The following is a 24,144-nucleotide window of genomic DNA, read 5'->3' as shown; positions in this document are numbered from 1 at the left end:
GGGGCCGCGACGGGACCGGGCGCCGGGCCGCGGCTACAGCGGGAGGCCTTGGGACAGCATGTCCAAGGCGCGGTCGATGCTCTCCTCCATGGCCGCCAGCGCCGAGTCCTCCGCCGCGCCCTGGTCGGCGCAGTGGAAGAGCGCTTCCTGGAGGACGCCGAGGACGGCTCCGACCACGACCCGTACCTCGAAGTCCTCCGGCGACCGGTCGCTGCGCTCGGCCAGGACCTCCGCGAGCAGGGCGCCGGTCCGGGACATGCTCTCGCTCATGCGGGCGCGCAACCCCGGTACCTGGCGGATCAGGGTGAGGCGGACCAGCATCTCCCGCCGCTCGTCACCGGCGAACTGCCGGAACAGGTCGAGCAGCACGTGCCGCAGCGAGGCGACCGGCGGCTCGTCCAGTGGCCGGTCCCGTAGCGCGGCGAGCAGGACATCGTCGTACTCGTCGGAGAGGACGATGTCCTCCTTGGTGGGGAAGTAGCGGAAGACGGTGCTGGGGGAGACGTCGGCGGCCTCCGCGATGCGGTCCACCGGGGTCGCGTCGTACCCCTGCTCGGTGAACAGCCGGTAGGCGGCGCGCCGGATCGCCTGCCGGGTCTGGATCTTCTTGCGTTCGCGCAGCCCGAGCTTGGGCCGTGCGGACGTCGTACGTGCGGAAGCCATGGATCTCATTGTCGGGCATCGGCGGTCTCCTGGACCATGGCGCCTTGATCGGCGGGGACCGTACGGGGCAGGAGGATCGCGACCAGCACCGCCGCCGCCAGGGAGGTGAACGCGGTCACCAGGAGAGCCACGTCCATGCCGTGGACGAACGCGGCGTCCGCCGAAGCGGCGAGGTGCGGATCGCCGAGCCGCCCGGCCACCGCGTGGGCCGCGACCACCGAGCCGTCCGCCGCGTCGGCCGCGGCGGGTGGCAGCCCGGTGGTGTCGAGACGGGTGCCGTACGCGTCGGCGAGCAGGCTGCCGAGCAGGGCGACGCCGATGGTGCCGCCCACTTGGCGCAGCGTCATGAGCAGCCCGGAGCCGGTGCCTTCGCGGTCCCGGGAGAGGGCGCCGAGCGCCGCGTCCATGGCCGGGACGACGCCGAGGCCGAAGCCGAGTCCGGTGATCGTGAGCCAGGGCGCGGTCATGCCGTAGCCGTCACCCACCTCGGTGCGGGAACCGAGGAACGCGGCGGCGGCGCTCACCAGCAGCCCGCCGCTGATCACGGGCCGGGGGCCGAAGCGGGCGGCGAGCGGGGTGGCGGCGCGGGCCGCCAGCAGGAGCCCGGCCATCATCGGCAGCAGCCGCAACCCGGTGCCGAAGGCGTCGTTGCCGAGGACGGCCTGGAGGTACTGCGGCAGGACGAACAGCAGCCCCAGCAGCGAGAAGCCCACCAGCGTGATGGCGACGGCGTTCCACAGGAACGCGGGCCGGAACAGCAGCCCCAGGTCCAGCATCGGCCGCACCGACTGCCGCTCGCGCAGGGTGAGCCCGGTGAGCAGGGCGACGGACGCGGCGAAGGCGCTGAGGATCAGCGGATGGGTCCAGCCCCGGGCCGGGGCCTCGATGAGGCCCCAGACGAGCGCGATGAGCCCGCCGACGCTCAGCGCGGTGCTGACGAGGTCGATCCCGGGGGCCGCCGGGTCGCGGGTTTCGGGGAGCAGGAAGAGGCAGGCCAGGATGGCGATCGCGACGAGGGGAAGGTTGATCAGGAAGATCGATCCCCACCAGAAGTGGTCGAGGAGCCAGCCGCCGACGAGCGGGCCGAGCGGCATGCCGAGCCCCATCGCGGCGCTCAGGGCCGCGATCGCCCTGGACCGTTCGCCGGGGCCGAAGAAGGTGGGCAGGACGGCCATGGACAGCGGCATGACCAGCGCGGCGCCCAGCCCCATGACCAGCCGCGCGACGATGACCGGGGCGGGGGTGGAGACCAGCGCTCCGATGAGCGCCCCGGCGAGGAAGATCAGCAGACCGGTGATGAGCATGCGGCGGCGGCCGAACCGGTCGCCGAGGAGGCCCGCCGGAAGCATCGCGGCGGCGAATACGACGGTGTAGGAGTCGACGATCCACTGCTGTTCGCCGATGTCGGCGTGGAGGGCCGAGGCCATGGTCGGCAGGGCGATGTTGAGGATCGTGGTGTCGAATCCGATCACCAGGGTGCTGGCGACGAGGGCCGCGAGGGTCCACCAGCGACGTGGATCCGGGCGTGGGTCCGGGGCAGCGGACATGGCACACCTCCGAGAGTTACCGTCAAGTGACAGTAACTCTCAAAAGATGTGGGCTGTCAATCAGAAGTGTCTGTCGGAAGTGTCAACCGGGAGTGTCTATCGGGGGTATCCGCCGGATGATCAGGCGTGCTGATAGGCCACCAGGGAGATGCCGACGTAGTGCACGACGAAGGCGGCCAGCGTGAAGCTGTGGAACACCTCGTGGAAGCCGAACCAGCGGGGTGAGGGGTTGGGGCGCTTGGTGCCGTAGATCACCGCGCCCACGCTGTAGAGCAGCCCACCGACGACGATCAGCGTCATCACGGCGATGCCGCCGGTGCGCAGGAAGTCGGGCAGGAAGAAGATGGCCGCCCAGCCCAGCGCGATATAGCACGGGGTGTACAGCCAGCGCGGGGCGCCGACCCAGAAGACCCGGAAGGCGATTCCGGCGAGCGCCCCGGCCCACACCAGCCACAGCAGCAACTGTTGTTTGCCCTGTGGCAGAAGCAGCAGCGTGAAGGGCGTATAGGTGCCCGCGATGATCAGGAAGATATTGGCGTGGTCCAGCCGCCGCAGCACCGCGGCGGTGCGCGGTCCCCAATCGCCGCGGTGGTAAAGGGCGCTGGTGCCGAACAGCGCACAGGCGGTGAGCGTGTAGATGGCGCAGGCCAGGCGCCCGCGCGGACTGTCGGCGAGGGCCGTCAGTACCACGCCCGAGACCAGCGCCGCGGGGAACATGCCGGCATGCAGCCAGCCGCGCAGCATCGGCTTCAGGGGGAGCGGCGGGGCCGGTTCGGGCCCTGGGGGATTCTCAACGGCGGCATCGGGCGCGGCGGCAGTCATGTCGCTCATGCTACCTACGCCACCGTAAGTTACCGGTCCATGTCGAGTGGTGATGGTCACCAAGGCGTCCACTGGACAGATGGCCCGTACAGTCGGATGATCAAATGAGCGCGGTCGGCACCGGATGAGCTGAGCATCCGGGTCGCAGCCCCCAAGGGGTAGCTGTCTCCATAATCGGATATGAGTGCACATATCCGTCCAAACCCTCAATCAAGACGCCGGAGCGAGTGCGGTTCCGGCGGGATGGAGCGATCGTGGCGCCCAGCAATGTGGCTTCCTCCCTCACGACGACCCCGAGCCCCACGAACCACCAGGAGCTGGTCTCCTGGGTCGACGAGATCACCGCCCTCACCCAGCCGGATCGGGTGGTGTGGTGCGACGGCTCGGAGGCGGAATACGAGCGCCTGTGCGCGGAGCTCGTCGAGAAGGGCACCTTCAAGCGGCTTGACCCGATCAAGCGCCCCAACTCGTACTACGCCGCCTCCGATCCGAGCGATGTGGCGCGCGTCGAGGACCGTACGTTCATATGCTCCGAGAAGGAGGCGGACGCGGGCCCGACGAACCACTGGAAACACCCCGACGAGATGCGCGAGATCTTCGCCGGGGAGCAGGGCGTCTTCCGGGGTTCGATGCGCGGCCGGACGATGTACGTCGTGCCCTTCTGCATGGGCCCGCTCGGCTCGCCGCTGTCCGCGATCGGCGTCGAGATCACCGACTCCGCCTACGTGGCGGTCTCCATGCGCACCATGACCCGCATGGGGCGGGAGGTCCTCGACGTCCTCGGGGACGAGGGCTTCTTCGTCAAGGCCGTCCACACCCTCGGCGCCCCGCTGGAGCCGGGCCAGGCCGATGTGCCCTGGCCGTGCAACCCGACCAAGTACATCTCGCACTTCCCCGAGTCGCGGGAGATCTGGTCGTACGGCTCCGGCTACGGCGGCAACGCCCTGCTCGGCAAGAAGTGCTACGCCCTGCGCATCGCCTCCGTGATGGCGCGGGACGAGGGCTGGCTCGCCGAGCACATGCTGATCCTCAAGCTCACCCCGCCGCGCGGGGAGTCGAAGTACGTGGCCGCGGCGTTCCCGAGCGCGTGCGGCAAGACCAACCTCGCGATGCTGGAGCCGACCATCCCCGGCTGGACGGTCGAGACGATCGGCGACGACATCGCCTGGATGCGGTTCGGCGAGGACGGCAGGCTGTACGCGATCAACCCCGAGGCGGGATTCTTCGGTGTCGCGCCCGGCACCGGTGAGCACACCAACGCCAACGCGATGAAGACCCTGTGGGGGAACTCGGTCTTCACCAACGTGGCGCTCACCGACGACGGCGATGTGTGGTGGGAGGGCATGACCGAGGAGCCGCCCGCCCATCTGACCGACTGGAAGGGCAACGACTGGACCCCGGCGAGCGAGACGCCCGCGGCCCACCCCAACGCCCGCTTCACCGTGCCGGCCGGGCAGTGCCCGATCATCGCGCCCGAGTGGGAGGACCCCAAGGGGGTGCCGATCTCGGCGATCCTCTTCGGCGGCCGCCGGGCCAGTGCCGTTCCGCTGGTGACGGAGTCCTTCGACTGGCAGCACGGCGTCTTCCTCGGCGCCAACGTGGCGAGCGAGAAGACCGCCGCGGCCGAGGGCAAGGTCGGGGAGCTGCGCCGTGACCCGTTCGCCATGCTGCCGTTCTGCGGCTACAACATGGGCGACTACATGGCTCACTGGGTGGAGGTCGGCAAGAACGCCGACGCCGCCAAGCTGCCGAAGATCTACTACGTCAACTGGTTCCGCAAGGACGCCGACGGGCGCTTCGTCTGGCCGGGCTTCGGCGAGAACAGCCGGGTGCTGAAGTGGATCGTCGACCGCCTGGACGGCAAGGCCGAGGGTGTGGAATCCCCGATCGGGGTGCTGCCGACGCCCGAGGCGCTGGACACCGACGGTCTGGACCTCGACGAGGCCTCGCTCGAACTGCTGCTCACGGTGGACAAGGAGGTCTGGCGTGACGAGGCCGGGCTGGTGCCCGACCACCTGGGCACCTTCGGCGAGCACACGCCCAAGGAGATGTGGGACGAGTACCACGCGCTGGTGAAGCGCCTGGGCTGAGCCACCCCGCTCCATGGGCCGGGGCTCCATGGGCCGGGCCCGTGCTTCAGGCGCGGGCCCCGGCCGTGCGCCCCTCTTCGGTCGTCAACTCACTTCGGCCTCGGCCTCGGCCGGGTCCGCTCAGGCCGCCAGGCCCAGGGCGGTCGCGTGGGAGCGCATGCGCTCGGCCGCCAGCGTCGTGGCCGCCGTGTCGTCACGGGACGTGGCCACGACCAGGGCCCATCCGGCCAGGGTGTGGGCGCGCTGGTGGAGGGCGGCGATATGCGCCGGGTCCGTGGCCGCCGACGTGGGTGCCGCGCGCAGCGGGGCGTGGCCGTCGCGCAGGCGGGTGGCCTGCTCGGCGAGGCGCTGGGCGGCGTCGTCGAGGGTGGCGTCCGGGGTGAGGGTGCGCAGCTCGTCCGTCACGGTGAGCAGCGCGGTCAGATGTCCGGCCAGCCGGATGTCCAGCTCTTCCTCGCGGGAGCGGTGCGGGAAGTCGGGCGTGGGCCCGGCCATGCTGTGGACCGACTTGGTGCGGATCGGTTCGTACATGGATGGCCTCCAAGGGGTGAGGAAGCCATCCTAACTTAGACTCTGTCTAAAGTTGAGCAGTAACTAAAAGATCAGGGTTGGCCGTATCCGTCCAGGAAGTTCCCGATCCTGGTCACCGCGTCGGCCAGATCCTTCTTGGCGGGCAGCGTCACGATGCGGAAGTGATCCGGCTCCGGCCAGTTGAACCCGGTGCCGTGCACGATCATGATCTTCTCGGCCCGCAGCAGGTCCAGGACCATCTGCCGGTCGTCCTTGATCTTGTAGGCCTTGGGGTCCAGCTTGGGGAACGCGTACAGCGCGCCCTTGGGCTTCACGCAGGTGACGCCCGGGATCTGGGTCAGCAGGTCGTACGCCGTGTCCCGCTGCTCCACCAGCCGGCCGCCGGGGAGCACCAGGTCGTTGATCGACTGACGGCCGCCGAGCGCCGTGGCCACCGCGTGCTGGGCCGGCATATTGGCGCACAGCCGCATATTGGCCAGGATGGTCAGCCCCTCCAGATAGCTGGCGGCGTGCGACTTCGGGCCGCAGACCGCGAGCCAGCCGCTGCGGTAGCCCGCCACCCGGTACGCCTTGGAGAGCCCGTTGAAGGTGAGGGTCAGCAGGTCCGGGGCGACGGCGGTGGTCGGGGTGTGGGTCGCGCCGTCGTAGAGGATCTTGTCGTAGATCTCGTCGGAGCAGACGATCAGCTGGTGGCGGCGGGCGATGTCGGTCAGGCCGCGCAGCATCTCCTCGCCGTAGACGGCGCCCGTGGGGTTGTTCGGGTTGATGATGACGAGCGCCTTGGTGCGGTCGGTGACCTTGCGCTCGATGTCGGCGAGGTCCGGCAGCCAGTCCGACTGCTCGTCGCAGCGGTAGTGGACGGCGGTGCCACCGGCGAGCGAGACCGCGGCGGTCCACAGCGGATAGTCGGGGGCGGGGACGAGGACCTCGTCGCCGTCGTCCAGCAGCCCCTGCATCGACATCTGGATCAGCTCCGAGACGCCGTTGCCGAGGAAGATGTCCTCGACATCGAGGTGGATGCCCTGGGTCTGGTAGTGCTGCATCACCGCGCGCCGCGCGGACAGCAGTCCCTTGGCGTCGCCGTAGCCGTGGGCGTCGCCGAGGTTCCGGAGCATGTCCTCGAGGATCTCCGGGGGGCATTCGAAGCCGAAGGTCGCCGGATTTCCGGTGTTGAGCTTGAGGATGCGGTGTCCTGCCGCCTCCAGCCGCATCGCCTCCTCGAGCACCGGGCCACGGATTTCGTAGCAGACGTTGGCGAGCTTCGTGGACTGGATCACCTGCATGTCGGCCACCTTACGGCGGTGTATCCAGGGCCGCGCGGTGTTTTTCGCCACGTGGACGGTGTACGGGGGCGCCGGGCGGTGGCGGTCGCGATCCCGTGCGCCGCCCCGGAGCGGCACGTCGCGCCGGATAACGAGTCTGTTTCTGGTGTTAATTTCCGCGAAAGAGGGGTTGGCCCGAACGGGTTGCGTGGTTATCGTTCACGCACTTCACCCAATCGTTCCGCTGAACGAGTAAGGGAAGGGTGCCCCCGTTCATGCCCCCGTTGATGTCCGAGTTCTCCCACCGCACAGCCCCCGCCGCGGCCGGGATACCGCGGCGGTCGGTGCTCACCACCGCCGCGGCGGCCGTCGCCGCGCTCGGCGGCTCCGCCGCGCTGACCGGCTGCTCGGGAGCCGCCTCCGCCTCCCCGTCGAGGGCCGTGCCCACCCGAGGCCCGGCCGGGCGGCCCGACCGCGGCGGCACCCTGCGCATCGCCCGGCCGCCCGCCTCCGACGCCGAGACCCTCGACCCCGCGAGCGCGCTGTCCGCGTACGAATACCTCGGCGCGCTCTACAACCGCCTCGTGCGGATCGCGCCCGACGGCACCGTGGCCCCCGACCTCGCCGAGTCCTGGGAGCCCGACGCCAAGGCGACCACCTGGACCTTCCGGCTGCGCCGCGGCGTCACCTTCCACGACGGCCGCGCCTTCACCTCCGCCGACGCCGCCTACACCCTGCGCCACATCCTCGACAAGGCGACCGCGTCCCCGCAGGCCCCCGTGCTGTCCCCGCTGGTCGACCCGGGGCGGCTGCGCACCCCCGACGCCCACACCCTCGTCGTCTCCCTGAAGAGCCCGCACGCCGAGTTCCCCAGCCTGCTCACCCACTACAACTGCTACGTCGTGCCCGAGGGCAGCGCGGGCTCCATCGGCCGCACCGGCATCGGCACCGGCCCCTTCCGGCTCGCCTCCTTCACCGCCGCCGGGCCCGGCCGGGTCACCGCCTACGCCGACCACTGGGCCGGGCGCCCGGTCCTGGACGCGATCGACTTCTACACCGTGGCCGATATGCAGGCCCGCTCCAACGCCCTGCTCGCCGGGCAGGTCGATCTGCTCTCCCAGACCAATCTCGACTTCGCCACCGCCCGGGTCGTCGCCGCCTCCGACCGCGCCACCATCGCCCGCGCCGAGAACGCCCAGTGGTACGTGCTGCCGATGCTCACCACCGAGAAGCCCTTCACCGACCCGCGGGTGCGGCAGGCGATGAAGCTCGCCTACGACCCCGCGCACATCCTGAAGGCCGCGCTCCAGGGCGCGGGCACGGCCGGCTGGGACAACCCCGTCCCGCCGAACGACCCCGCCCACATCGCCACCCACCCCGCCCACGACCCCGAGAAGGCCCGCCATCTGCTGAAGCGGGCCGGGCACGAGCGGCTGGCGGTGGACCTCTACACCTCCTCGTACGACCCGATCTTCACGCCCATGGCCCTCGCCTACCAGGAGTCGGCCGGGCGCGCGGGCATCCGGATCCGGGTCAAGACCGCGGCCGCGGATTCGTACTACACCCAGATCTGGATGAAGAAGCCGCTCATGGCCACCTACTGGTACACCGGGCGCCCCGTCGACCAGCTGCTCAACCAGGTCTTCCGCGGCGGCTCCTCGTACAACGAGACCGCCTGGTCGGACAAGGAGTTCGACGCGCTGCTCGACCGGGCCCGCCGGGAGACCGACGAGGGCCGCAGGCGTGAGCTGTACGGACAGGCGCAGACGCTCGTCGTCGAGCGGGGCGGGGCGATCACCCCGATGTTCGCCGACCGGCTCGTCGGGATCTCCCGGAAGGTGCGCGGCTACGCCGAGCACGGCTTCGAGTTCGACTATCTGCACATCGGGCTGAAGGGGGCGTGATGTTCTCCTTCCTCCTCCGCCGCGTGGTCGCCGCCCTCGGCACCCTGCTGCTCTCCTCGGTCATGGTCTTCCTGGCCGTCCAGGCGCTGCCCGGCGATGTCGCCACCCAGGTGCTCGGCAGGGACGCCACCCCCGACGCGGTCGCCGCGCTGCGCAAGCAGATGGGGCTCGACCAGCCCGTCTGGGAGCGCTACGCCGACTGGATCAAGGGCGCCCTGCACGGCGACTTCGGCACCTCGCTGGTCACCACCAAGCCGGTGGGCGGCGAGGTCGCCCAGTACCTCGGCAACTCCGCCATGATCGCCGTCGTCACCGTCCTCTTCGCGGTCACCGGCTCCGTCGTCCTCGGCGTCGTGGCCGGGCTCTACCGCGACCGCTGGCCCGACCATCTGATCTCCACGGTCAGCCTGGTCGGGATGAGCGTCCCCGAATTCGTCGTGGCCACGGTGCTGGTGCTCGCCTTCTCCGTCACCGTGCCGGTGCTTCCCGCCGTGGTGCTGTACGGGCCGGGGGCCGGGTTCGGGCAGCTGCTCCCGGCGGTGTGGCTGCCCGCCGCCTCGCTGGCGATCGTCATGGCCGCGTACATCGTGCGGATGGCCCGTACCTCGGTGATCGACGTCATGGCGAGCGAATACGTCACCACGGCCCGGCTCAAGGGGCTGACCACCTGGCGCGTGGTCACCCGGCACGCGCTGCCCAGCGCACTGCTGCCCACGCTGCACGTCATCGCGCTCAACGTGGCGTGGCTGGTGGGCGGCGTCGCCGTGGTCGAGAACGTCTTCAACTATCCCGGCATCGGGAAGCTGATGCTCACCTCCGTGCAGAACCGCGATCTGCCGGTCATCCAGGCCATCGCCCTCATCAGCGCGGTCGTCTACGTCGTCTGCAACCTCGCTGCCGACCTCGGGTCCATGGCCCTCAATCCCAAGCTCCGCACCCGAGGAGGGAGGATCCGATGAGCTCCGTCGAGGATCCGAAGAGCTCCGTGAGGGAGCCCGCGGGCGCGGTCCCGTCGTCCGCCGCGCCGCCGTCGCCGTCCGCGCCCGTACGACCCGGCTTCGCCGCCCGCACCTGGCGCACGGTGCGCTCCTCCCGCCCGGCCGTCATCGGGCTCGCGATCGTCGCCGTTCATGTGGTGGTCGCGCTGCTCGCCCCGCTGCTCACCCCGTACCACCCCACCACCGGCGACGCCTCACACGCGCTGCTCGGGCCGAGCGCCGACCACTGGGCGGGCACCGACAGTTACGGCCGCGATGTGCTGACCCGGGTGCTCTACGGCGGGCGGTACGCGCTCGGCGTCTCCGTCACCGCGACCCTCATCACCATCGCCCTCGGCACCGTCCTCGGCTGTGCGGCCGCGCTGCGCGGCGGCTGGCTGGACGATGTGGTCATGCGCGTGCTGGACGCGGTGCTGTCCATCCCCGCGATCCTCGTCCTGCTGGTGATCGTCACCGCGCTGGGCACCGGGTCCTCGGTGATCGTGCTGGCCATCGGCGTCGTCTGCGTTCCCCAGGTGGTGCGGGTGGTGCGGGGTGCCGCGCTCACCGTCGTACCCCAGGACTACGTCACCGCGGCGCGGGCCCGGGGCGAGAGCACCTGGGCGATTCTGCGGCGCGAGGTGCTGCCCAACATCAGCGATGTGGTGTGCGTCGAGTTCGCGATGCGGGCGTCGTGGGTGGTGCTGCTGATCTCCTCGCTGTCGTTCCTCGGCTTCGGCGCGGATCCGCCCACCCCCGACTGGGGGCTGATGGTCTCGGAGAACCGCACCGCGATCACCGTTGTGCCGATGGCCAGCCTCGCGCCGATCATCGGCCTGGCCACGATGGTGGTCGGGCTCAACCTCGCGGCCGACGGCCTGTCCAAGGCGTGGGGCGTGGACCGGATCAGGGAGGGCGTCTGATGACCACGTCTCCAAAGGCCCCCATCGTGTCGGTGGACGCGCTGTCCGTGGCGTACCGCTCGGGCGGGCGCGAGGTGCCCGTCGTCCGGGAGGTTTCGCTGGAGGTGAGCCCCGGCCGGACACTGGCCCTGGTCGGCGAGTCCGGCAGCGGCAAGTCCACGGTCGCCGCGACGCTTCTGGGGCATCTGCGGCACGGCTCCCGGATCACGGGCGGGCGCGTCGAGGTGGCCGGCAAGGACGTCTTCGCACTGGCCGCACGGGAGTTGCGGCGGCTGCGCGGCGGTACGGTCGCGATGGTCGCGCAGAACGCGGGCCACGCCCTGACGCCGTCCATGCGGATCGGACGGCAGATCGCGGAGGCGGGCGGCGAGGTGCCCGTCACCGACCTGTTGGAGCAGGTGCGGCTGGAGCGCCCGCGCGAGCTCGCCCGCCGCTATCCGCACGAACTCTCCGGCGGGCAGCAGCAGCGCGTCGCCATCGCCATGGCGATCGCGGCCCGGCCCAAGGTGCTCATACTGGACGAGCCCACCACTGGTCTCGATGTGATCACTCAGCGCGGAGTGCTGGACCTGGTCGGTGCCCTGCGCGAGGAACTCGGCCTCGCCGCCGTCCTGGTCAGCCATGACCTGGGCGTGGTCGCGCGGATGGCCGACGAGGTGTGCGTGCTGAACGCCGGGCGGATCGTCGAGGCCGCCCCCACCCGCCGCCTCTTCGCCGCCCCCGCCGACCCGTACACCCGCCGACTGCTGGCCAGCGTCCCGCGCATCGCGGACGCGGGGCTCGCGGTGGTGGGAGAGGACGGCACGCGGGAGATCCGGCCGAGGGCTGACTCAGTGGGCGCGGTGGACGTGGTCGACGTACGAGAGGTGACGATCGACTACGGGGCAAGCCGTGCCGTGGACGGGGTGTCCTTCAGCGTGCGGCGCGGTGAGGTGCTGGCGCTGGTGGGTGAGTCGGGGAGCGGTAAGTCGACGATCGCGTGGTCGCTGGCGGGGTTGCGGGTGCCGTCGGGCGGGACGATGAGGGCGGCGTCCGGGGGCGGGCCGGGTGGCCCGTCAGGTGACCGAGCCGGGGACTCGCCCGGCGGCTCGTCGGCCGATTCGTCAGGAGACGGGTCCGGTGGCCGATCCGACGGCCTGCCCGGCGGTGACGGGGACCTGAGGGCCCCCGCGCGGCGGCGCCCGCTCGCCCTGCGGCGCACCGTCCAGCTCGTGTTCCAGAACGCCGACACCTCGCTCAACCCTCGGCGCTCGGTGGGCGATGCGGTACGGCGACCGCTGCGCTTCTTCGGCACGGCCGGGTCGCGGGGCGAGGCGGCGTCGCGCGCCCGTCAGCTGATCGCCGACGTCCGCCTCGACCCCGAGTTCGCCGACCGACTCCCCGCCCAGCTGTCCGGCGGCCAGCGCCAGCGCATCGGTATCGCGCGGGCGCTGGCCGGTGAGCCCGATCTGCTGATCGCGGACGAGATCACGACGGCGCTGGATGTGTCCGTACAGGCCGATGTGTTGCGCCTGCTGGACGACCTGCGCCGGGAGCGTGAGCTGGCCTGCCTGTTCATCAGCCACGACCTGGCGGTGGTGCGGGGGATCGCGGACCGGGTGGTGGTGCTGCGGCACGGGGTGGTGGTGGAGGAGGGCCCGACGGACGCGGTCTTCGCGGCTCCGGGCCACCCGTACACGAAGGCGCTGATGGCGGCGGCGCTGGAGCCGGATCCGGAGGCGGAGGGGGTGGGGGCGGTGGTCTCGGCCGAGGAGTGGGCGGACGCGGCGGAGCCGGGGGCGCTCTGGGACGACGTGGGTGGTGGCCACCGAGTGCGACGCTGGCGGCCGGTGGATGGCTAGCCCCCACCCCGCCCCTTCCCGAATCGGGCCTGAGCCCCCTGAGCTTTCGTCGCCAGGCGCGGCCCGGTGGCCAGGTTGTGCCCACCCGTTCCTCCCCCAGCTACCGCTGGGAGGTGCCCCCTCCGCGGAACGATTGCCCACAACCTGCGAGCTCCTCCAGCGTTTGAGGAGCGGGTCCGGGGGTGGGGCAAACCAAGCCCCTCCGGCGATTGAGGAGCGGGGGACGGGGCGGCGCCTCCGGATTCGGGAAGGGGCGGGGTGGGGGAGTTGCCCGCCGCGGGCGCACCGCAGCCGCGCTCGCACCCGCACCCGCACCACAACACCAGGTAGAGGAGATACGTGAAGTACCGCGAGACGTTCGACCACAAGGTGCTGGTCGAGGACGCGTGGATCCCCACCCGGGACGGGCAGACGCGGCTGCACGCCCGCATCTGGCGCCCTGCGGACGCCGAGACCGCCCCCGTCCCCGCCCTGCTCGAATACCTTCCGTACCGCAAGAGCGACTGGACCGCCCCGCGCGACGCGCAGCGTCACCCCTGGTACGCCGGGCACGGCTACGCCTCCGTACGGGTCGATCTGCGCGGCAGCGGCGACTCGGAGGGCGTGATGCTCGACGAGTACACGGCGACCGAGCTCGCCGACGGCGTCGACGTCGTCAACTGGCTGGCCGCACAGCCCTGGTGCACCGGCAAGGTGGGGATGTTCGGGATCTCCTGGGGCGGCTTCAACTCGCTCCAGATCGCCGCCCTGCGCCCCGCCCCGCTGAAGGCGATCGTCACCGTCTGCTCCACGGACGACCGTTACGACAACGACGTCCACTACACCGGTGGCGCCGTCCTCGGCATCGACATGCTCGCCTGGGCCGGGACCATGCTCGCGTTCACGGCCCGCCCCCCGCACCCCACCTCCGTCGGCGAGGACCGCTGGCTGCCGATGTGGCGGGAGCGGCTCGGCGCGCTGGAGCCGTATCTGCACACCTGGCTCGCCCACCAGGAGCGGGACGACTACTGGCGGCACGGCAGCGTCTGCGAGGACTACGGCGCGATCGAGGCCGCCGTGCTCGCGGTCGGCGGCTGGGCCGATCCGTACCGGGACACGGTGCTGCGTCTGCTGGAGCACCTCGACGCGCCGGTACGCGGACTCATCGGCCCCTGGTCGCACCAGTACCCCGACCGGGGGCTGCCGCCGGGCCCGGCGATCGGCTTCCTCCAGGAGACCCTGCGCTGGTGGGACCAGTGGCTCAAGGACGAGCCGACCGGTGTGCTGGACGAGCCGAGGCTCCGCGCCTGGATCAACGACCCCGTACCGCCCGCCACCTCATACGAGACGATGCCGGGCCGCTGGGTCGGCGAGCACTCCTGGCCGTCGCCGTCCGTCAGCTGGGACGAACGTCCCCTCGGCGGCCCGGCCGACGAGCCGGTGATCGTGCGCTCGCCGCTGCACACCGGGCTGGACGCGGGCCGCTTCTTCCCCTTCGGCAACGACACCGATCTGCCGCCCGACCAGCGCGCGGAGGACGGCCGTTCGGTCTGCTTCGACTCGGCGCCGCTCACCGAGCGGGTGGAGATCCTGGGCCGCCCCCGTGTACGGCTGCGGCTGGACAGCGCCACCCCGCGCGCCCATGTCATCGCCCGGGTCTGCGACGTGGCACCCGACGGCTCCTCCACCCTGGTCACCCGTGGGGTGCTCAACCTGCTGTCCCGGAAGGGGCGGGAGCAGGCGGTGGAGTGGCGGCCGGGGACGTACGAGGACGTGGAGTTCGAGCTGAACGCCACGGGGTACGCCTTCCCGCCCGGCCACCGCGTCAGGGTCGCGGTCTCCGACGCGTACTGGCCGTGGGTCTGGCCGCACGGCGAACGCGGCCGGCTGACCGTACGGCCCGGTCAGAGCGCGCTGCTGCTGCCCGTACGGGATCCGGGCGCCGACGCGGGCCGCCCGCCCATCGTCTTCGAGGAGCCCGAGCAGGCCCCGCCGCTCGCCGTGACCGTCGACCCGCCCGCCGAACCCCGCCCCGAACGCACCGTCACCCATGACGTCGCCACGGGGGAGTGGGTGCTGGAGGTGGACCCGAACTACGGCGGCTCCCGCACCTATCCGGACGGACTGCGCTACGAGGAGAGCGCCCGCGAGACCTACCGCATCCGCTCCGGCGATCCGCTGTCGGCCGTGGCAAGCTCTCGGTGGACCATCCGGCTGCGGCGCGGGGACTGGGAGGCGGAAGTCGTCACCACCATGGAACTGCGGGCCACGGCGGAGGAATTCATCATGGACAGCGGCATCGAGGCACGGGCGAACGGAGAGACAGTGGCCACGCGCGCATGGCACCGCACCACGCCGAGGACGTCCGCGTGACGTCCCGATCCGAACGCCGCCCACCGCGCCGCGCCGTCGCCGCGTCCGCCCGCACCCGGCAGCCCACCGAGGTGCGCCGCCGGCTGATCGTGGAGGCCGCGGTGCCGCTCATCGCCGAGCGCGGCACGAAGGCGGTGGGGGTGCGCGAGGTGGCCGCCGCGGCCGGGGTGTCGGTCGGCACGGTCACGTACCACTTCGAGAGCGTGCAGGAAGTCCTCTCCGAGGCGATGGTGCTCCACATAGAGCGCTACTACGCCGCGCTGAGCGACGCCGCCGGGCAGGCCACCAGTGGCGCGGAGGGGCTGCGGCTGCTCATCGACGCGCTCTTCACGGAGGACACGGACCGGCACTGGCGAATGTGGTTCGACTACTGGAACGCGGGCGAACGGGACCAGGCCTTCGCCCGTGGCCAGGCCGAACGGTACGAGAACTGGCACGGCGAGATCCAGGCCCTGGTGGAACGGGGCCGGACCGAGGGCGAGTTCCACTGCGACGACCCGGCCGACTTCGCCCTCCGCTTCTCCGCCCTGGCCGACGGCCTCGCCCTGCGCCGCCTCCGCCAGGTCCCGGCCCTGAGCGTGGCCGACGCCCGCCGCCACCTGCGGCGCTTCGTGGACGCGGAGCTGCGGGCTGAGCTGGGCGGCTGAGGTGGGCGGCTGAGGTGGAGCCGCCCCGCCCCGCCCCTCCCGGCACCGGTACCGGGAGGAACGGGGACGGGGCGTCTCGGATCACCTCCGACCGGCTCAGGTCAGCCGGCGCAGAGGATCACCTTGACCGTGTCACCCTTGGACACGGTCTGCGGGCTGTGGGGGCTGACCGCGATCACCGAGCCCGGCTTGCACGTGCCGGTGGCCGCCTTGGCGTACTCGCCCTTGACCCCCATCTTGAGGAACTGCACCCTGGCCGACTCCTGGTCCCTGCCGCCCAGTTCGATGGGGAGGGTGCCGCCGTCGCTGAACTTGTAGAGCACGGTGGTGTCGGCGCCCCTGGTGGCGGCGGGCTTCGAGGCCTCCGAACCGCTGTTGATGGAGGCCAGGGCGGTGCCGCCGCCGACCACGATGAGGGCGGCGGCGATACCGGAGATGGCCGTGGCCCGCTTGCGCCGGGCACCCCGCGCGATGCGGGCCGTGTCGAAGTCCGGGGCCTCGGCGGCGTTCACATAGTCGTTCATGGCGTTCACCAATTCCTCTTCGAAGGGCGAGTAGCCCGTGCAGCCGGGAGGCCGCGAATCATGTGAAGTCATCGGGTTCCTTCCGTGGGCTGCTGTGGTGAAGGGCCGGAATGTGCGGGGAACTGACTTCTGAGCTTCTCCATGCCACGGACGAGCTGCGATCGCACGGTGCTGGGTGAGATTCTCAGGTCGGCCGCGATCTCCGCGTCGGACAGGTCGTGGAAGTACCGCAGTACCACGACCGTGCGCATGCGCATCGGCAGCTGCTGAAGGGCGCGGACCAACTGGTCCCTGCTGTCGATACGTCCGTACTCGTCGCCGGGAGCCGCCCGGTCGCCGCCGCTGTCCTGGTGCGGAACCATGCGGCGGAACCTCCGCCACCGGTCGTTGGCCAGGTTCACCATGATCCGCCGGACATAGGCGTCCGGAGCATCCTTGGCCGCGATCGTGCGCCACTTGCGGCAGGCCCGCTCCAGGGTTTCCTGGACCAGGTCCTCCGCCGCCTCGCGGTTTCCCGTCAGCACGAGGGCGCCGCGGAACAACGCGGCAGACCGCGTCGCGACAAAGTCATGGAAATCGATCGGCGCCGAACCGGCCTCGTCGAGGCCGGTGGCTCTCAGCTTCCACTCGGTTGCCAGATCCACACGCTCCTCCCTTCCTGTCACCCCTCCTCGACGGGCAGGCTCGCGCATCTGCTGCACGGCCGCGTTGAGAGCTGGGTCACAGGGTGAGGACAGGGATCCGTCACGGCGAGGTCGGCCCGGAGGTCCTCGCGGAGCGGGTAGCTATGAGGCGTTGCCTGGGGCTGTCGTGGTGGAGCCCGCGTCGAGGCCGGTGAGGAACGCGGTGAGGACGCGGCGCAGTCGGGGTTCCACCTCGACGATCGCGTGGCCGAGGCGGGGGTCGGTCTCGTAGAGCTCCCGTAGGCGTGGGCCGGGGGTGGCCATCTGCCAGAGCGCCCCGGCCAGGCTGGTCGCCGTGGCGACGAGGTCGACGGTCTGGAGCTCGGTCAGTCCGAGCAGCCGTCGCAGCTCGTCGCCGATCAGCTCGATCTCCTCGAGCGTCACCAGTTTGAAGTCGCGCACCGAGTCGATCGACACATTGCGTTCGAGGTTCATGGGCGCCTGGGCCAGCAGGTCGCAGAAGACCGGCCGGGCCGCCAGCGTGGCGGCGACGACCTCGGCGACCTCCGGGGCCGTGGCGTGCGTCCGGCGTTCCAGCTCGCCGCGCAGCTCGGCTGACCACTGCCGCCAGCCCTCCGCGGTGAGCCTGAGGAAGATCTGCTCCCGCGTCTCGAAGTAGCGCAGCAGGGCCGACTTGTGCATCCCCACGGCCCCGGCGATGTCGGTGAGGGTGATGTCCCGGACCCCGCGCTCGCGGGCGAGGGCACGGGCCGCGTCCAGGATCGCCTCTTCCCGCGCCTGCTTGGCCTGGGCACTGCGCGCACGTCGGAAGGCCGGCGTCGTAGTCATGCGGGACATCATAGGAACCTTTAAGGGAACGGCGTTGCGTAAATAAGAGAACGGTGTTGTACTAACGGTATGAGTTCACAGGTTATGGGTTCACAGGTCTGGTTCATCACCGGTTCGTCGCGCGGACTCGGCCGCGCCCTGGTCACCGCCGCTCTTGAGGCCGGTGACCGCGTCGTGGCCACCGCCCGGCGCCCCGAGGCGTTCGCGGAGGCGTACCGGGAGTACGGCGACCGCGTCCACCCCCTCGCGCTGGACGTCACCCGCCCCGAGGCGGCGCGCGAGGCCGTCGAGGCGGCGCTCGCCCGCTTCGGGCGCGTCGACGTGCTCGTGAACAACGCGGGATACGCGAATGTGTCGCCGATCGAGACCTCGGACGACGAGGACTTCCGCGCCCAGTTCGAGACGAACTTCTGGGGCGTCTACCACGTCACCAAGGCCGCGCTCCCCGCCCTGCGGCAGCAGGGAGCCGGCACCGTCGTGCAGATCTCCTCGATCGGCGGGCGGGTCGGCGGATCGCCGGGCATCGCCTCCTACCAGGCGGCCAAGTTCGCGGTGGACGGCTTCAGCCGGGTCCTCGCCGCGGAGACCGCGCCGCTGGGGGTGCGCGTCATGGTCGTCGAGCCGAGCGGCTTCGCCACCGACTGGGCCGGTTCCTCGATGACGGTCCACCCGATCCCCGACGCCTATGACTCGACCGTCGGGGAGATGAACCGGCGGGTGCGGCAGAGCACCGACGGAGCGGCCGGGGACCCTCGGCGCGCCGCCGAGATCATCGTACGGACCGTCCACCGCGGGGAAGTCCCGAGCCATCTCCCGCTGGGCGTGAACGCGGCGACCATGGCGCGGGACTACTCCCAGAGCCAGCTCGCCGAGGCGGCGGCCTGGGAGAAGGTCAGCCGCTCGGCGGACTTCGGCGAGCCGTACCCGGCGGAGCTCCCGGCCGAGGGCGCGGCCGCCTGAGGGGCTGTCGCGCTACGCGCGGCGGATCGCGCGGCCCGCCAGGGTGTCCGTGCGGTGGCCGTCCTCGATGACGAAGCGGCCGTCGATGAGGACGTGGGGGATGCCGGTCGGCAGGGTGCGCGGGGCCTCGAACGTCGAGCCCGCCGCGACCGTCTCGGGGTCGAAGAGGACGAGGTCCGCGCGGTAGCCCTCGCGGATCTGGCCCCGGTCGGGGAGGCGGAGGCGGGCCGCGGGGCGGGCGGTGAGGTGGGCCACGCACTCCTCCAGGGTGAGGACGCCCAGCTCACGGACGTAGCGGCCCAGGTACTGGGGGAAGGTGCCGTACGCGCGGGGGTGCGGCTTGGCGCCGTTCAGGATGCCGTCGCTGCCGCCGGTGTGAGCGGGGTGCCTCATGATCGCCTGAACGTTCTCCTCGTGCCCGACGTGCTGAAGGATCGTCGGGCCGAGGTGGTCGTCCAGGAGGAGGCGACGCGCGGTCACCCAGGGGGCCTCGGCTCGCTCGCGGGCGCTCGCGGCGACCGTTTTGCCGACGTATTCGGTGAGCGCCGGGTCGTTCACGCCGGAGATCTCGATGGTGTCCCAGTTGATCGGCACCCCGTGGCAGCCGTCCGCTCCCTCTTCCTCCATGACGTGCCGGATGCGCTCGGCCTCGGCGTCGTCGCGCAGGCGGGCGAGGGCCGCGTCGGGGCCGCCCTCGGCCGCCCAGCTCGGCAGCATCGCGGCGAGTGTGGTGCAGCCGGGGAGATACGGATAGGTGTCGAGGGTGATGTCGGCGCCGTCGGCGATCGCGGCGTCGAGGAGGGCGAGCAGCTCGGGGGCGCGGCCCTTGTTGAGGTCGAAGTTCATGGTGGCGTGGGCGAGGTGGAGGGCACAGCTCGCCTCCCGGCTGAGGGCCACCATCTCCTCGTAGGCGCGCAGGGCGCCCGCGCCGTACGAGCGGTGGTGCGGGCAGTAGTAGCCGTCGTACGCGGCCACGACCCGGCACAGCTCGGTGAGTTCGGCGTCGGAGGCGTACATCCCGGGGGTGTAGGTGAGCCCGGAGGACAGGCCGACCGCCCCCTGCTCAAGACCCTCCGCCACCAGCGCCTTCATCCGCTCGACCTCGGCGGGCGTCGCGTCGCGGTCCTCCCAGCCGAGGGCGAGCATGCGGACGGTGCCCTGGGGGATGAGGTACGCGGCGTTGACCGCGATGCCCCGGCCGTCGAAGCCGTGGTCGAGGCGGTCAAGGAACTCGCCGACGGTGCGCCAGGTGAAGTCGATGTCGGAGCCGTCGCCGTTCCAGCCGGTGATGGCGGTACGGATCTGGGCGAGCGTGCGGTCGTCCACGGGCGCGTACGAGAGCCCGTCCTGGCCGATGACCTCCAGGGTCACGCCCTGGGCGGCCTTCGCGGAGTGGTCGGGGTCGCGGAGCAGGGCGAGGTCGCTGTGGGCGTGCATGTCGATGAAACCGGGGGAGAGGGCGAGGCCGTCGGCCTCCACCATGCGGTGGGCGGTGGGGCGCGCCCCACTCCCCTCGGGCACGATGGCCGCGATCCGGCCGCCGTCGACGGCCACGTCTGCCCGGTACCGGGCTCGCCCGGTGCCGTCGATGACGTCCGCACCGCGAATGACCAGGTCCATGGGGTGCGTCTCCCTCTGCATGAGGCGTGCGGGCCGGGACGAGGGCTTCACCCCGGCGGGGTGTGGGGCGGGGCGGAAGCCCCACGACGATCAGAAGAAGGTGCGGATGTAGTCCGTGACCGTGCCGTCCGACTCCGCCACCGGGATCAGCTGCCACTTGTCGAAGCTGGTGCAGGGGTGGGAGAGGCCAAGGGCCACCCAGTCGCCGACCTCCAGGTCCGTGTCGTCCGCGACCGAGACCCAGGCGTGCTGGTCGGAGAGGGCCGTGATGGTGAGGCCCGTGGCGGGGCGGGTGGTGGAGTCCCGGGCGGAGCGGATGAGCTGGGGTTCGGGCATGTCCAGGTCGTAGGCCGCGTCCCGCTTGCCCGCGTTCAGGAAGGCCTGGCCGGGTTCGGGGCGCGAGACGACCTGGGCCCACAGGCGGAAGGCCGGGTGCAGCTCGCCTTCCTCCGGGACGCGGTTGAACGGGGTGATGTGCCGGTAGTGGCCGTCGTCGTGGGAGACATACGCACCCGAGCGCAGCAGCTTCAGCACCGGGCGGGACAGCGTGGGCAGCTCCGCGAAGACGTCCGCCACCGCGTCGAACCAGGCGCTGCCGCCCGCGCTGACGACCACCTCGTCCACGTCCTCGAAGCGGCCCGCCGCGTCGAAATCCGCCGCCAGTGCCGTGAGCCGGCGCAGCCACGCCCGTACCCGCTCGCCGTCCGCCTTCGGTACCTCGCCCTCGTAACCGGCCACCCCGACCAGCCGCAGGGTCCCGGCGGCCGCGACCGCGTCGGCGACCGCCGCGCACTCCGCCTCCGTACGGACCCCGGTGCGCGCTCCCTCGCCGCCGCCCAGCTCGACCACCACATCGACCGGCCGCCGCGCGCCCGCCTCCCGCAGGGCCGCGTCCATCAGCTCCACACCGCGCACCGAGTCGACGTAGGCGATGAAGCGGAAGCCGGGGTCGGCGTCGAGCTCGGCCGCGAGCCAGTGCAGGGCGGCGGCGTCGACGACCTCGTTGGCGAGGAAGATCCGCCGGATGCCGAAGGCCCGGTAGATCCGCACCTGGGTGGGGACGGCCGCGGTGATGCCCCAGGCCCCGTGCGCGAGCTGGCGCTCGAAGAGCTGCGGGGCCAGGGAGGTCTTGCCGTGCGGGGCGAAGGCGAGCCCATGGGCGGCGGAGTAGCGCTCCATCGCCACCAGGTTGTGCTCAAGGGCCTCGGCCGACAGCGCCAGTACGGGCGTGGTGAAGCCACCGGTGAACAGGGAGCGCCGTTCGGCGGCGAGCTCGCCGACCGTAAGGCCCTCGGCGTTCGGCGGCAGCCCCTTGAAGCGGTGGTCGACGCGCTCCCGCGCGAGGGCGGCGACGGCCTGGTCGCGGTGGTCGGTGGCCATGGAGCGCCTCCATAACGATTCCGGTTGCAATATCTGCAACGTTCATTGCGCATAACGCTTAGCGCTGTCTAACATCCCGCCCAGCACCGGGTCAACGGTGTGTGGCTGACCCTCATCCGTCCATCCACGAGGAGCGAGACCCACCGTGTCCCATCTCCGCAGCGTCGATGTCGTATGTCTTGGCGAGTCGATGGTGACCTTCGTGCCGTCCCGTCCGGGCCGGCTGTCGGATGTTCCCTCGTTCGCCCGGGGCATCGGCGGTGCCGAGTCCAATGTCGCCTGTGGCCTGGCCCGCGCCGGGCACAGCGCGCGCTGGATCAGCCGGGTGGGCACGGACGGCTTCGGCGAGCACCTCGTACGGGAGATCGCGGCCACCGGTGTGGACACGGCGTACGTCCAGCACGATCCGCGCCGCCCCACCGGGATCTACTTCCGTACGGCGGGGGAGCGTGCCGTCGGCTCCGAGACGGCCGACGGGGACGGCGGTGACGCCGCCGCCTCGGAACCGCTCGCCGAGGTGCTCTACTACCGGGCCGGATCCGCCGCCGCGGCCATGTCCCCCGCGCTCATCCCCCGGGAGCGGGCCTGGTCCGGCCGGGTGCTCCATCTGACCGGGATCACCCCGGCCCTCTCCGGCGACTGCCGCGCGCTGATGCGCGAGCTGACCGCCCGCGCCCCCGGCCGTCCGCTCGTCTCCTTCGACCTCAACTACCGGGTCTCGCTCTGGCAGAGGGAGGAGGAAGAGGGAGCCGGCGGCGACAGCGGGCCTGCCGTACTGCTCGACCTCGCCCGCCGCTGTGACCTCGTCTTCGTCGGCGAGGACGAGGCCGAGGCGGTCTGGGGAGTGCGCGGTCCGGAGGCCATACGGGCCGTGCTGCCCGAGCCGGAGGTGCTGGTCGTCAAGCAGGGGGGCGCCGGGGCCACCGCCTACGCCCGCCGCCCGGACGAGGGCACGGACACCGTCACCTTCGAACCCGCCCTGCGCGTCGACGTCGTCGCCCCCGTCGGCGCGGGCGACGCCTTCGCCGCCGGTTTCCTCTCCGGCACCCTGCGCGGACTGCCCGTCGCCGAACGGCTGCGCCACGGCCACCTCATGGCCGCCGCCGCCCTCACCGTCCCCGGCGACCTCGGCACCCCGCCCTCCCGCGAGCACGCCGACCACCTGGTGGCACTCGATGCCGCGCGGTGGGGCACACTGCGATTCGGCCCCGGCTGGACAGATCTGCCGAGTCCCGCCGAAAAGTGGGCCGAGACCGCAGCGGTGGAGGTACCCGACTCATGAGCCAGACCGTCGACCGAGCGCTGAGCATCCTGCCGCTGCTGGCGGAGGGGCCGGCCAATCTGGAGCAGGTCGCCACGCGGCTGGGCGTGCACAAGTCGACCGCGCTGCGGCTGCTGCGCACCCTCCATGAGCACGGCATGGTCTATCGCCAGCAGGACCAGCGCTACCGCCTCGGCGCCCGCCTCTTCGCGCTCGCGCAGGAGGCGGTCGAGAACCTCGACGTGCGCGAGATCGCCCATCCCCATCTGGTGGCGCTCAACGAACGCTGCGGGCACACCGTCCACCTCGCGGTGTACGAGGAGAACGAGGTGCTCTACATCGACAAGGTGGAGAGCCGCTACCCGGTGCGGATGTACTCGCGGATCGGCAAGCCCGTGGCCATCACCGTGGCCGCCGTGGCCAAGCTGCTGCTCGCCGATCTGCCCGAGCCCGAGCGGCGGACCCTGGCCGAGCGGCTCACCTACCCCGCGTACACGCCCCGTTCGACGCCCAGCGCCGCCGCGTTCCTCAAGGAGCTGGCGACCGTGCGGGACCAGGGCTGGGCCACCGACTTCGGCGGCCACGAGGAGTCGATCAACTGCGTCGGGGCACCGATCCGGGGAGCGGACGGACGGGTCGTCGCCGCCTGCTCGGTGTCGGCGCCGAACGTCGTCGTCAGCGCCGAAGAACTCCTCTCCCTGCTGCCGCTGGTGCGCCGCACGGCGGAGGAGATCAGCCGGGAATACTCGGGCGGCGCCCCGGTGTCCCACGACGCGCACGGCGCGCACGGCGCACATGCCACACAGGCCACGCACGGCACGGCCGGTTCGCCGGCCACCACCCCCTCGCACGAGCACGACCCCTCGCACGAAACCCCCGACAAGAGAGCCGAGGAGCCCTCCGCATGACCGAGAAGCTGCAGAAGACCGCGATCACCCCGGCCACGCACACCGCCCCGCCCGCCAAGTTCTCCCACGGCGTGAAGAAGGGGAACATCCTCCAGGTCGCCGGTCAGGTCGGCTTCGGCCCCGCCGTCCCGGGCCAGGCCCCCACGCCCGTCGGGCCCACCCTGCGCGAGCAGACCCTCCAGACCCTGCGCAATGTGCAGTCCGTGCTGGAGGAGGGCGGCGCGAGCTGGGAAGACGTGGTGATGGTGCGGATCTACCTCACCGACACCGGCCACTTCGCCGAACTCAACGAGATCTACAACGAGTTCTTCGCCGACCTGAAGGAGGCCCCGGCCGCCCGTACGACGGTCTACGTCGGCCTCCCGGCCGGTCTGCTCGTCGAGATCGACGCCCTCGCCGTCCTGGGCTGACGCCCTCGCCGTCCCGGGCCGACGCCGCCCGAGGCGGCCGACCCCCGAAC

General features: G+C 71.6%; 21 protein-coding genes. 11 read left to right on the top strand and 10 right to left on the bottom strand.

Annotated features, from left to right (window positions below; translation table 11 throughout):
* Window positions 1–33 precede the first annotated feature (33 nt).
* The 3 genes from ACMTAK_RS19905 to trhA all read right to left on the bottom strand — a co-directional run bounded on the left by ACMTAK_RS19905 (window position 34) and on the right by trhA (window position 3,032).
* Window positions 34–672, bottom strand: a complete 639-nt coding sequence (locus ACMTAK_RS19905) for a TetR/AcrR family transcriptional regulator (RefSeq protein WP_413807469.1) — start codon at window positions 670–672, stop codon at window positions 34–36.
* Window positions 669–2,210, bottom strand: coding sequence for an MFS transporter (locus ACMTAK_RS19900; RefSeq protein ID WP_413807468.1), 1,542 nt, complete (start codon window positions 2,208–2,210; stop codon window positions 669–671). The genes ACMTAK_RS19905 and ACMTAK_RS19900 overlap by 4 nt, the downstream gene beginning before the upstream one ends.
* A 120-nt stretch (window positions 2,211–2,330) precedes the next feature.
* Window positions 2,331–3,032 (bottom strand): PAQR family membrane homeostasis protein TrhA, encoded by a 702-nt coding sequence (gene trhA, locus ACMTAK_RS19895; protein ID WP_413812942.1) that lies wholly within the window; start codon window positions 3,030–3,032, stop codon window positions 2,331–2,333.
* 254 nt (window positions 3,033–3,286) lie between these two features.
* Here trhA and ACMTAK_RS19890 point away from each other — a divergent pair, with 254 nt between their 5' ends.
* Window positions 3,287–5,122 carry a phosphoenolpyruvate carboxykinase (GTP) gene (locus ACMTAK_RS19890; RefSeq protein ID WP_413807467.1) on the top strand — a complete coding sequence of 612 codons (1,836 nt, stop codon included), beginning with the start codon at window positions 3,287–3,289 and terminating at the stop codon, window positions 5,120–5,122.
* 120 nt (window positions 5,123–5,242) lie between these two features.
* On the opposite strand, the gene ACMTAK_RS19885 is transcribed toward ACMTAK_RS19890, so the two are convergent.
* Window positions 5,243–5,653: an SCO4983 family protein gene (locus ACMTAK_RS19885; protein ID WP_413807466.1), complete on the bottom strand. Its 411-nt coding sequence runs from the start codon at window positions 5,651–5,653 to the stop codon at window positions 5,243–5,245.
* Between the two features lie 71 nt (window positions 5,654–5,724).
* Entirely contained in the window at window positions 5,725–6,936 is a 1,212-nt protein-coding gene (locus ACMTAK_RS19880) for a pyridoxal phosphate-dependent aminotransferase (protein ID WP_413812941.1), read from the bottom strand.
* A 254-nt stretch (window positions 6,937–7,190) separates the two neighbouring features.
* Between ACMTAK_RS19880 and ACMTAK_RS19875 the strand changes: the two genes are divergently transcribed.
* From ACMTAK_RS19875 to ACMTAK_RS19850, 6 genes are all read left to right on the top strand, one after another.
* The gene (locus tag ACMTAK_RS19875; protein ID WP_413807465.1) at window positions 7,191–8,819 is read left to right on the top strand and encodes an ABC transporter substrate-binding protein; all 1,629 of its coding nucleotides are present in this window, start codon (window positions 7,191–7,193) and stop codon (window positions 8,817–8,819) included.
* Window positions 8,819–9,778 carry an ABC transporter permease gene (locus ACMTAK_RS19870; RefSeq protein WP_413807464.1) on the top strand — a complete coding sequence of 320 codons (960 nt, stop codon included), beginning with the start codon at window positions 8,819–8,821 and terminating at the stop codon, window positions 9,776–9,778. Before ACMTAK_RS19875 ends, ACMTAK_RS19870 begins: the two co-directional genes overlap by 1 nt.
* Window positions 9,775–10,719 carry an ABC transporter permease gene (locus tag ACMTAK_RS19865; RefSeq protein ID WP_413807463.1) on the top strand — a complete coding sequence of 315 codons (945 nt, stop codon included), beginning with the start codon at window positions 9,775–9,777 and terminating at the stop codon, window positions 10,717–10,719. The genes ACMTAK_RS19870 and ACMTAK_RS19865 overlap by 4 nt, the downstream gene beginning before the upstream one ends.
* A complete protein-coding gene (locus ACMTAK_RS19860; protein WP_413807462.1) occupies window positions 10,719–12,560 on the top strand; it encodes a dipeptide ABC transporter ATP-binding protein in 1,842 nt (613 codons plus the stop codon). Before ACMTAK_RS19865 ends, ACMTAK_RS19860 begins: the two co-directional genes overlap by 1 nt.
* A gap of 339 nt (window positions 12,561–12,899) precedes the next feature.
* Window positions 12,900–14,912 (top strand): CocE/NonD family hydrolase, encoded by a 2,013-nt coding sequence (locus ACMTAK_RS19855; protein WP_413807461.1) that lies wholly within the window; start codon window positions 12,900–12,902, stop codon window positions 14,910–14,912.
* A complete protein-coding gene (locus tag ACMTAK_RS19850) occupies window positions 14,909–15,559 on the top strand; it encodes a TetR/AcrR family transcriptional regulator (RefSeq protein WP_413807460.1) in 651 nt (216 codons plus the stop codon). Before ACMTAK_RS19855 ends, ACMTAK_RS19850 begins: the two co-directional genes overlap by 4 nt.
* Before the next feature lie 101 nt (window positions 15,560–15,660).
* Here the strand turns inward: ACMTAK_RS19850 and ACMTAK_RS19845 are convergent, their stop codons facing one another.
* From ACMTAK_RS19845 to ACMTAK_RS19835, 3 genes are all read right to left on the bottom strand, one after another.
* On the bottom strand, window positions 15,661–16,155 hold the full coding sequence (locus ACMTAK_RS19845) for a hypothetical protein (protein WP_413807459.1): 495 nt from the start codon (window positions 16,153–16,155) through the stop codon (window positions 15,661–15,663).
* On the bottom strand, window positions 16,152–16,727 hold the full coding sequence (locus tag ACMTAK_RS19840; RefSeq protein ID WP_413807458.1) for a SigE family RNA polymerase sigma factor: 576 nt from the start codon (window positions 16,725–16,727) through the stop codon (window positions 16,152–16,154). The genes ACMTAK_RS19845 and ACMTAK_RS19840 overlap by 4 nt, the downstream gene beginning before the upstream one ends.
* A 141-nt stretch (window positions 16,728–16,868) precedes the next feature.
* Window positions 16,869–17,555: a TetR/AcrR family transcriptional regulator gene (locus ACMTAK_RS19835; protein ID WP_413807457.1), complete on the bottom strand. Its 687-nt coding sequence runs from the start codon at window positions 17,553–17,555 to the stop codon at window positions 16,869–16,871.
* A gap of 84 nt (window positions 17,556–17,639) precedes the next feature.
* On the opposite strand from ACMTAK_RS19835, the gene ACMTAK_RS19830 reads away from it, so the two are divergent.
* Window positions 17,640–18,515: an SDR family NAD(P)-dependent oxidoreductase gene (locus ACMTAK_RS19830; protein ID WP_413812940.1), complete on the top strand. Its 876-nt coding sequence runs from the start codon at window positions 17,640–17,642 to the stop codon at window positions 18,513–18,515.
* A gap of 12 nt (window positions 18,516–18,527) precedes the next feature.
* Here the strand turns inward: ACMTAK_RS19830 and ACMTAK_RS19825 are convergent, their stop codons facing one another.
* Complete coding sequence (locus ACMTAK_RS19825) at window positions 18,528–20,135, bottom strand: N-acyl-D-amino-acid deacylase family protein (protein ID WP_413807456.1); 1,608 nt, start codon at window positions 20,133–20,135, stop codon at window positions 18,528–18,530.
* A gap of 90 nt (window positions 20,136–20,225) precedes the next feature.
* Entirely contained in the window at window positions 20,226–21,515 is a 1,290-nt protein-coding gene (locus ACMTAK_RS19820; protein ID WP_413807455.1) for an amino acid deaminase, read from the bottom strand.
* Window positions 21,516–21,660: 145 nt separating this feature from the next.
* Between ACMTAK_RS19820 and ACMTAK_RS19815 the strand changes: the two genes are divergently transcribed.
* The 3 genes from ACMTAK_RS19815 to ACMTAK_RS19805 are packed head-to-tail and all read left to right on the top strand — an operon-like array spanning window position 21,661 to window position 24,094.
* Entirely contained in the window at window positions 21,661–22,797 is a 1,137-nt protein-coding gene (locus ACMTAK_RS19815) for a sugar kinase (protein ID WP_413807454.1), read from the top strand.
* Window positions 22,794–23,684, top strand: a complete 891-nt coding sequence (locus ACMTAK_RS19810) for an IclR family transcriptional regulator (RefSeq protein ID WP_413807453.1) — start codon at window positions 22,794–22,796, stop codon at window positions 23,682–23,684. Before ACMTAK_RS19815 ends, ACMTAK_RS19810 begins: the two co-directional genes overlap by 4 nt.
* Window positions 23,681–24,094: a RidA family protein gene (locus ACMTAK_RS19805; protein WP_262702963.1), complete on the top strand. Its 414-nt coding sequence runs from the start codon at window positions 23,681–23,683 to the stop codon at window positions 24,092–24,094. Before ACMTAK_RS19810 ends, ACMTAK_RS19805 begins: the two co-directional genes overlap by 4 nt.
* Window positions 24,095–24,144 lie beyond the last annotated feature (50 nt).

Source organism: Streptomyces lacaronensis (assembly GCF_047337785.1).
In the GTDB taxonomy this organism is placed as follows: Bacteria; Actinomycetota; Actinomycetes; order Streptomycetales; family Streptomycetaceae; genus Streptomyces; species Streptomyces lycopersici.
The sequence above is the reverse complement of the archived record's forward strand: the minus strand, read 5'-3'. Positions and strand labels throughout refer to the sequence as shown.

What these genes read in the sequence shown, in the direction of transcription:
- ACMTAK_RS19875 (WP_413807465.1), top strand. Translation starts at nt 7,191, where the DNA reads ATGCCCCCGTTGATGTCCGAGTTCTCCCACCGCACAGCCCCCGCCGCG.
- ACMTAK_RS19870 (WP_413807464.1), top strand. Translation starts at nt 8,819, where the DNA reads ATGTTCTCCTTCCTCCTCCGCCGCGTGGTCGCCGCCCTCGGCACCCTG.
- ACMTAK_RS19835 (WP_413807457.1), bottom strand. Translation starts at nt 17,555, where the DNA reads ATGACTACGACGCCGGCCTTCCGACGTGCGCGCAGTGCCCAGGCCAAG.
- ACMTAK_RS19865 (WP_413807463.1), top strand. Translation starts at nt 9,775, where the DNA reads ATGAGCTCCGTCGAGGATCCGAAGAGCTCCGTGAGGGAGCCCGCGGGC.
- ACMTAK_RS19810 (WP_413807453.1), top strand. Translation starts at nt 22,794, where the DNA reads ATGAGCCAGACCGTCGACCGAGCGCTGAGCATCCTGCCGCTGCTGGCG.
- ACMTAK_RS19905 (WP_413807469.1), bottom strand. Translation starts at nt 672, where the DNA reads ATGAGATCCATGGCTTCCGCACGTACGACGTCCGCACGGCCCAAGCTC.
- ACMTAK_RS19830 (WP_413812940.1), top strand. Translation starts at nt 17,640, where the DNA reads ATGGGTTCACAGGTCTGGTTCATCACCGGTTCGTCGCGCGGACTCGGC.
- ACMTAK_RS19805 (WP_262702963.1), top strand. Translation starts at nt 23,681, where the DNA reads ATGACCGAGAAGCTGCAGAAGACCGCGATCACCCCGGCCACGCACACC.
- ACMTAK_RS19845 (WP_413807459.1), bottom strand. Translation starts at nt 16,155, where the DNA reads ATGACTTCACATGATTCGCGGCCTCCCGGCTGCACGGGCTACTCGCCC.
- ACMTAK_RS19825 (WP_413807456.1), bottom strand. Translation starts at nt 20,135, where the DNA reads ATGGACCTGGTCATTCGCGGTGCGGACGTCATCGACGGCACCGGGCGA.
- ACMTAK_RS19820 (WP_413807455.1), bottom strand. Translation starts at nt 21,515, where the DNA reads ATGGCCACCGACCACCGCGACCAGGCCGTCGCCGCCCTCGCGCGGGAG.
- ACMTAK_RS19900 (WP_413807468.1), bottom strand. Translation starts at nt 2,210, where the DNA reads ATGTCCGCTGCCCCGGACCCACGCCCGGATCCACGTCGCTGGTGGACC.
- ACMTAK_RS19880 (WP_413812941.1), bottom strand. Translation starts at nt 6,936, where the DNA reads ATGCAGGTGATCCAGTCCACGAAGCTCGCCAACGTCTGCTACGAAATC.
- trhA (WP_413812942.1), bottom strand. Translation starts at nt 3,032, where the DNA reads ATGACTGCCGCCGCGCCCGATGCCGCCGTTGAGAATCCCCCAGGGCCC.
- ACMTAK_RS19860 (WP_413807462.1), top strand. Translation starts at nt 10,719, where the DNA reads ATGACCACGTCTCCAAAGGCCCCCATCGTGTCGGTGGACGCGCTGTCC.
- ACMTAK_RS19885 (WP_413807466.1), bottom strand. Translation starts at nt 5,653, where the DNA reads ATGTACGAACCGATCCGCACCAAGTCGGTCCACAGCATGGCCGGGCCC.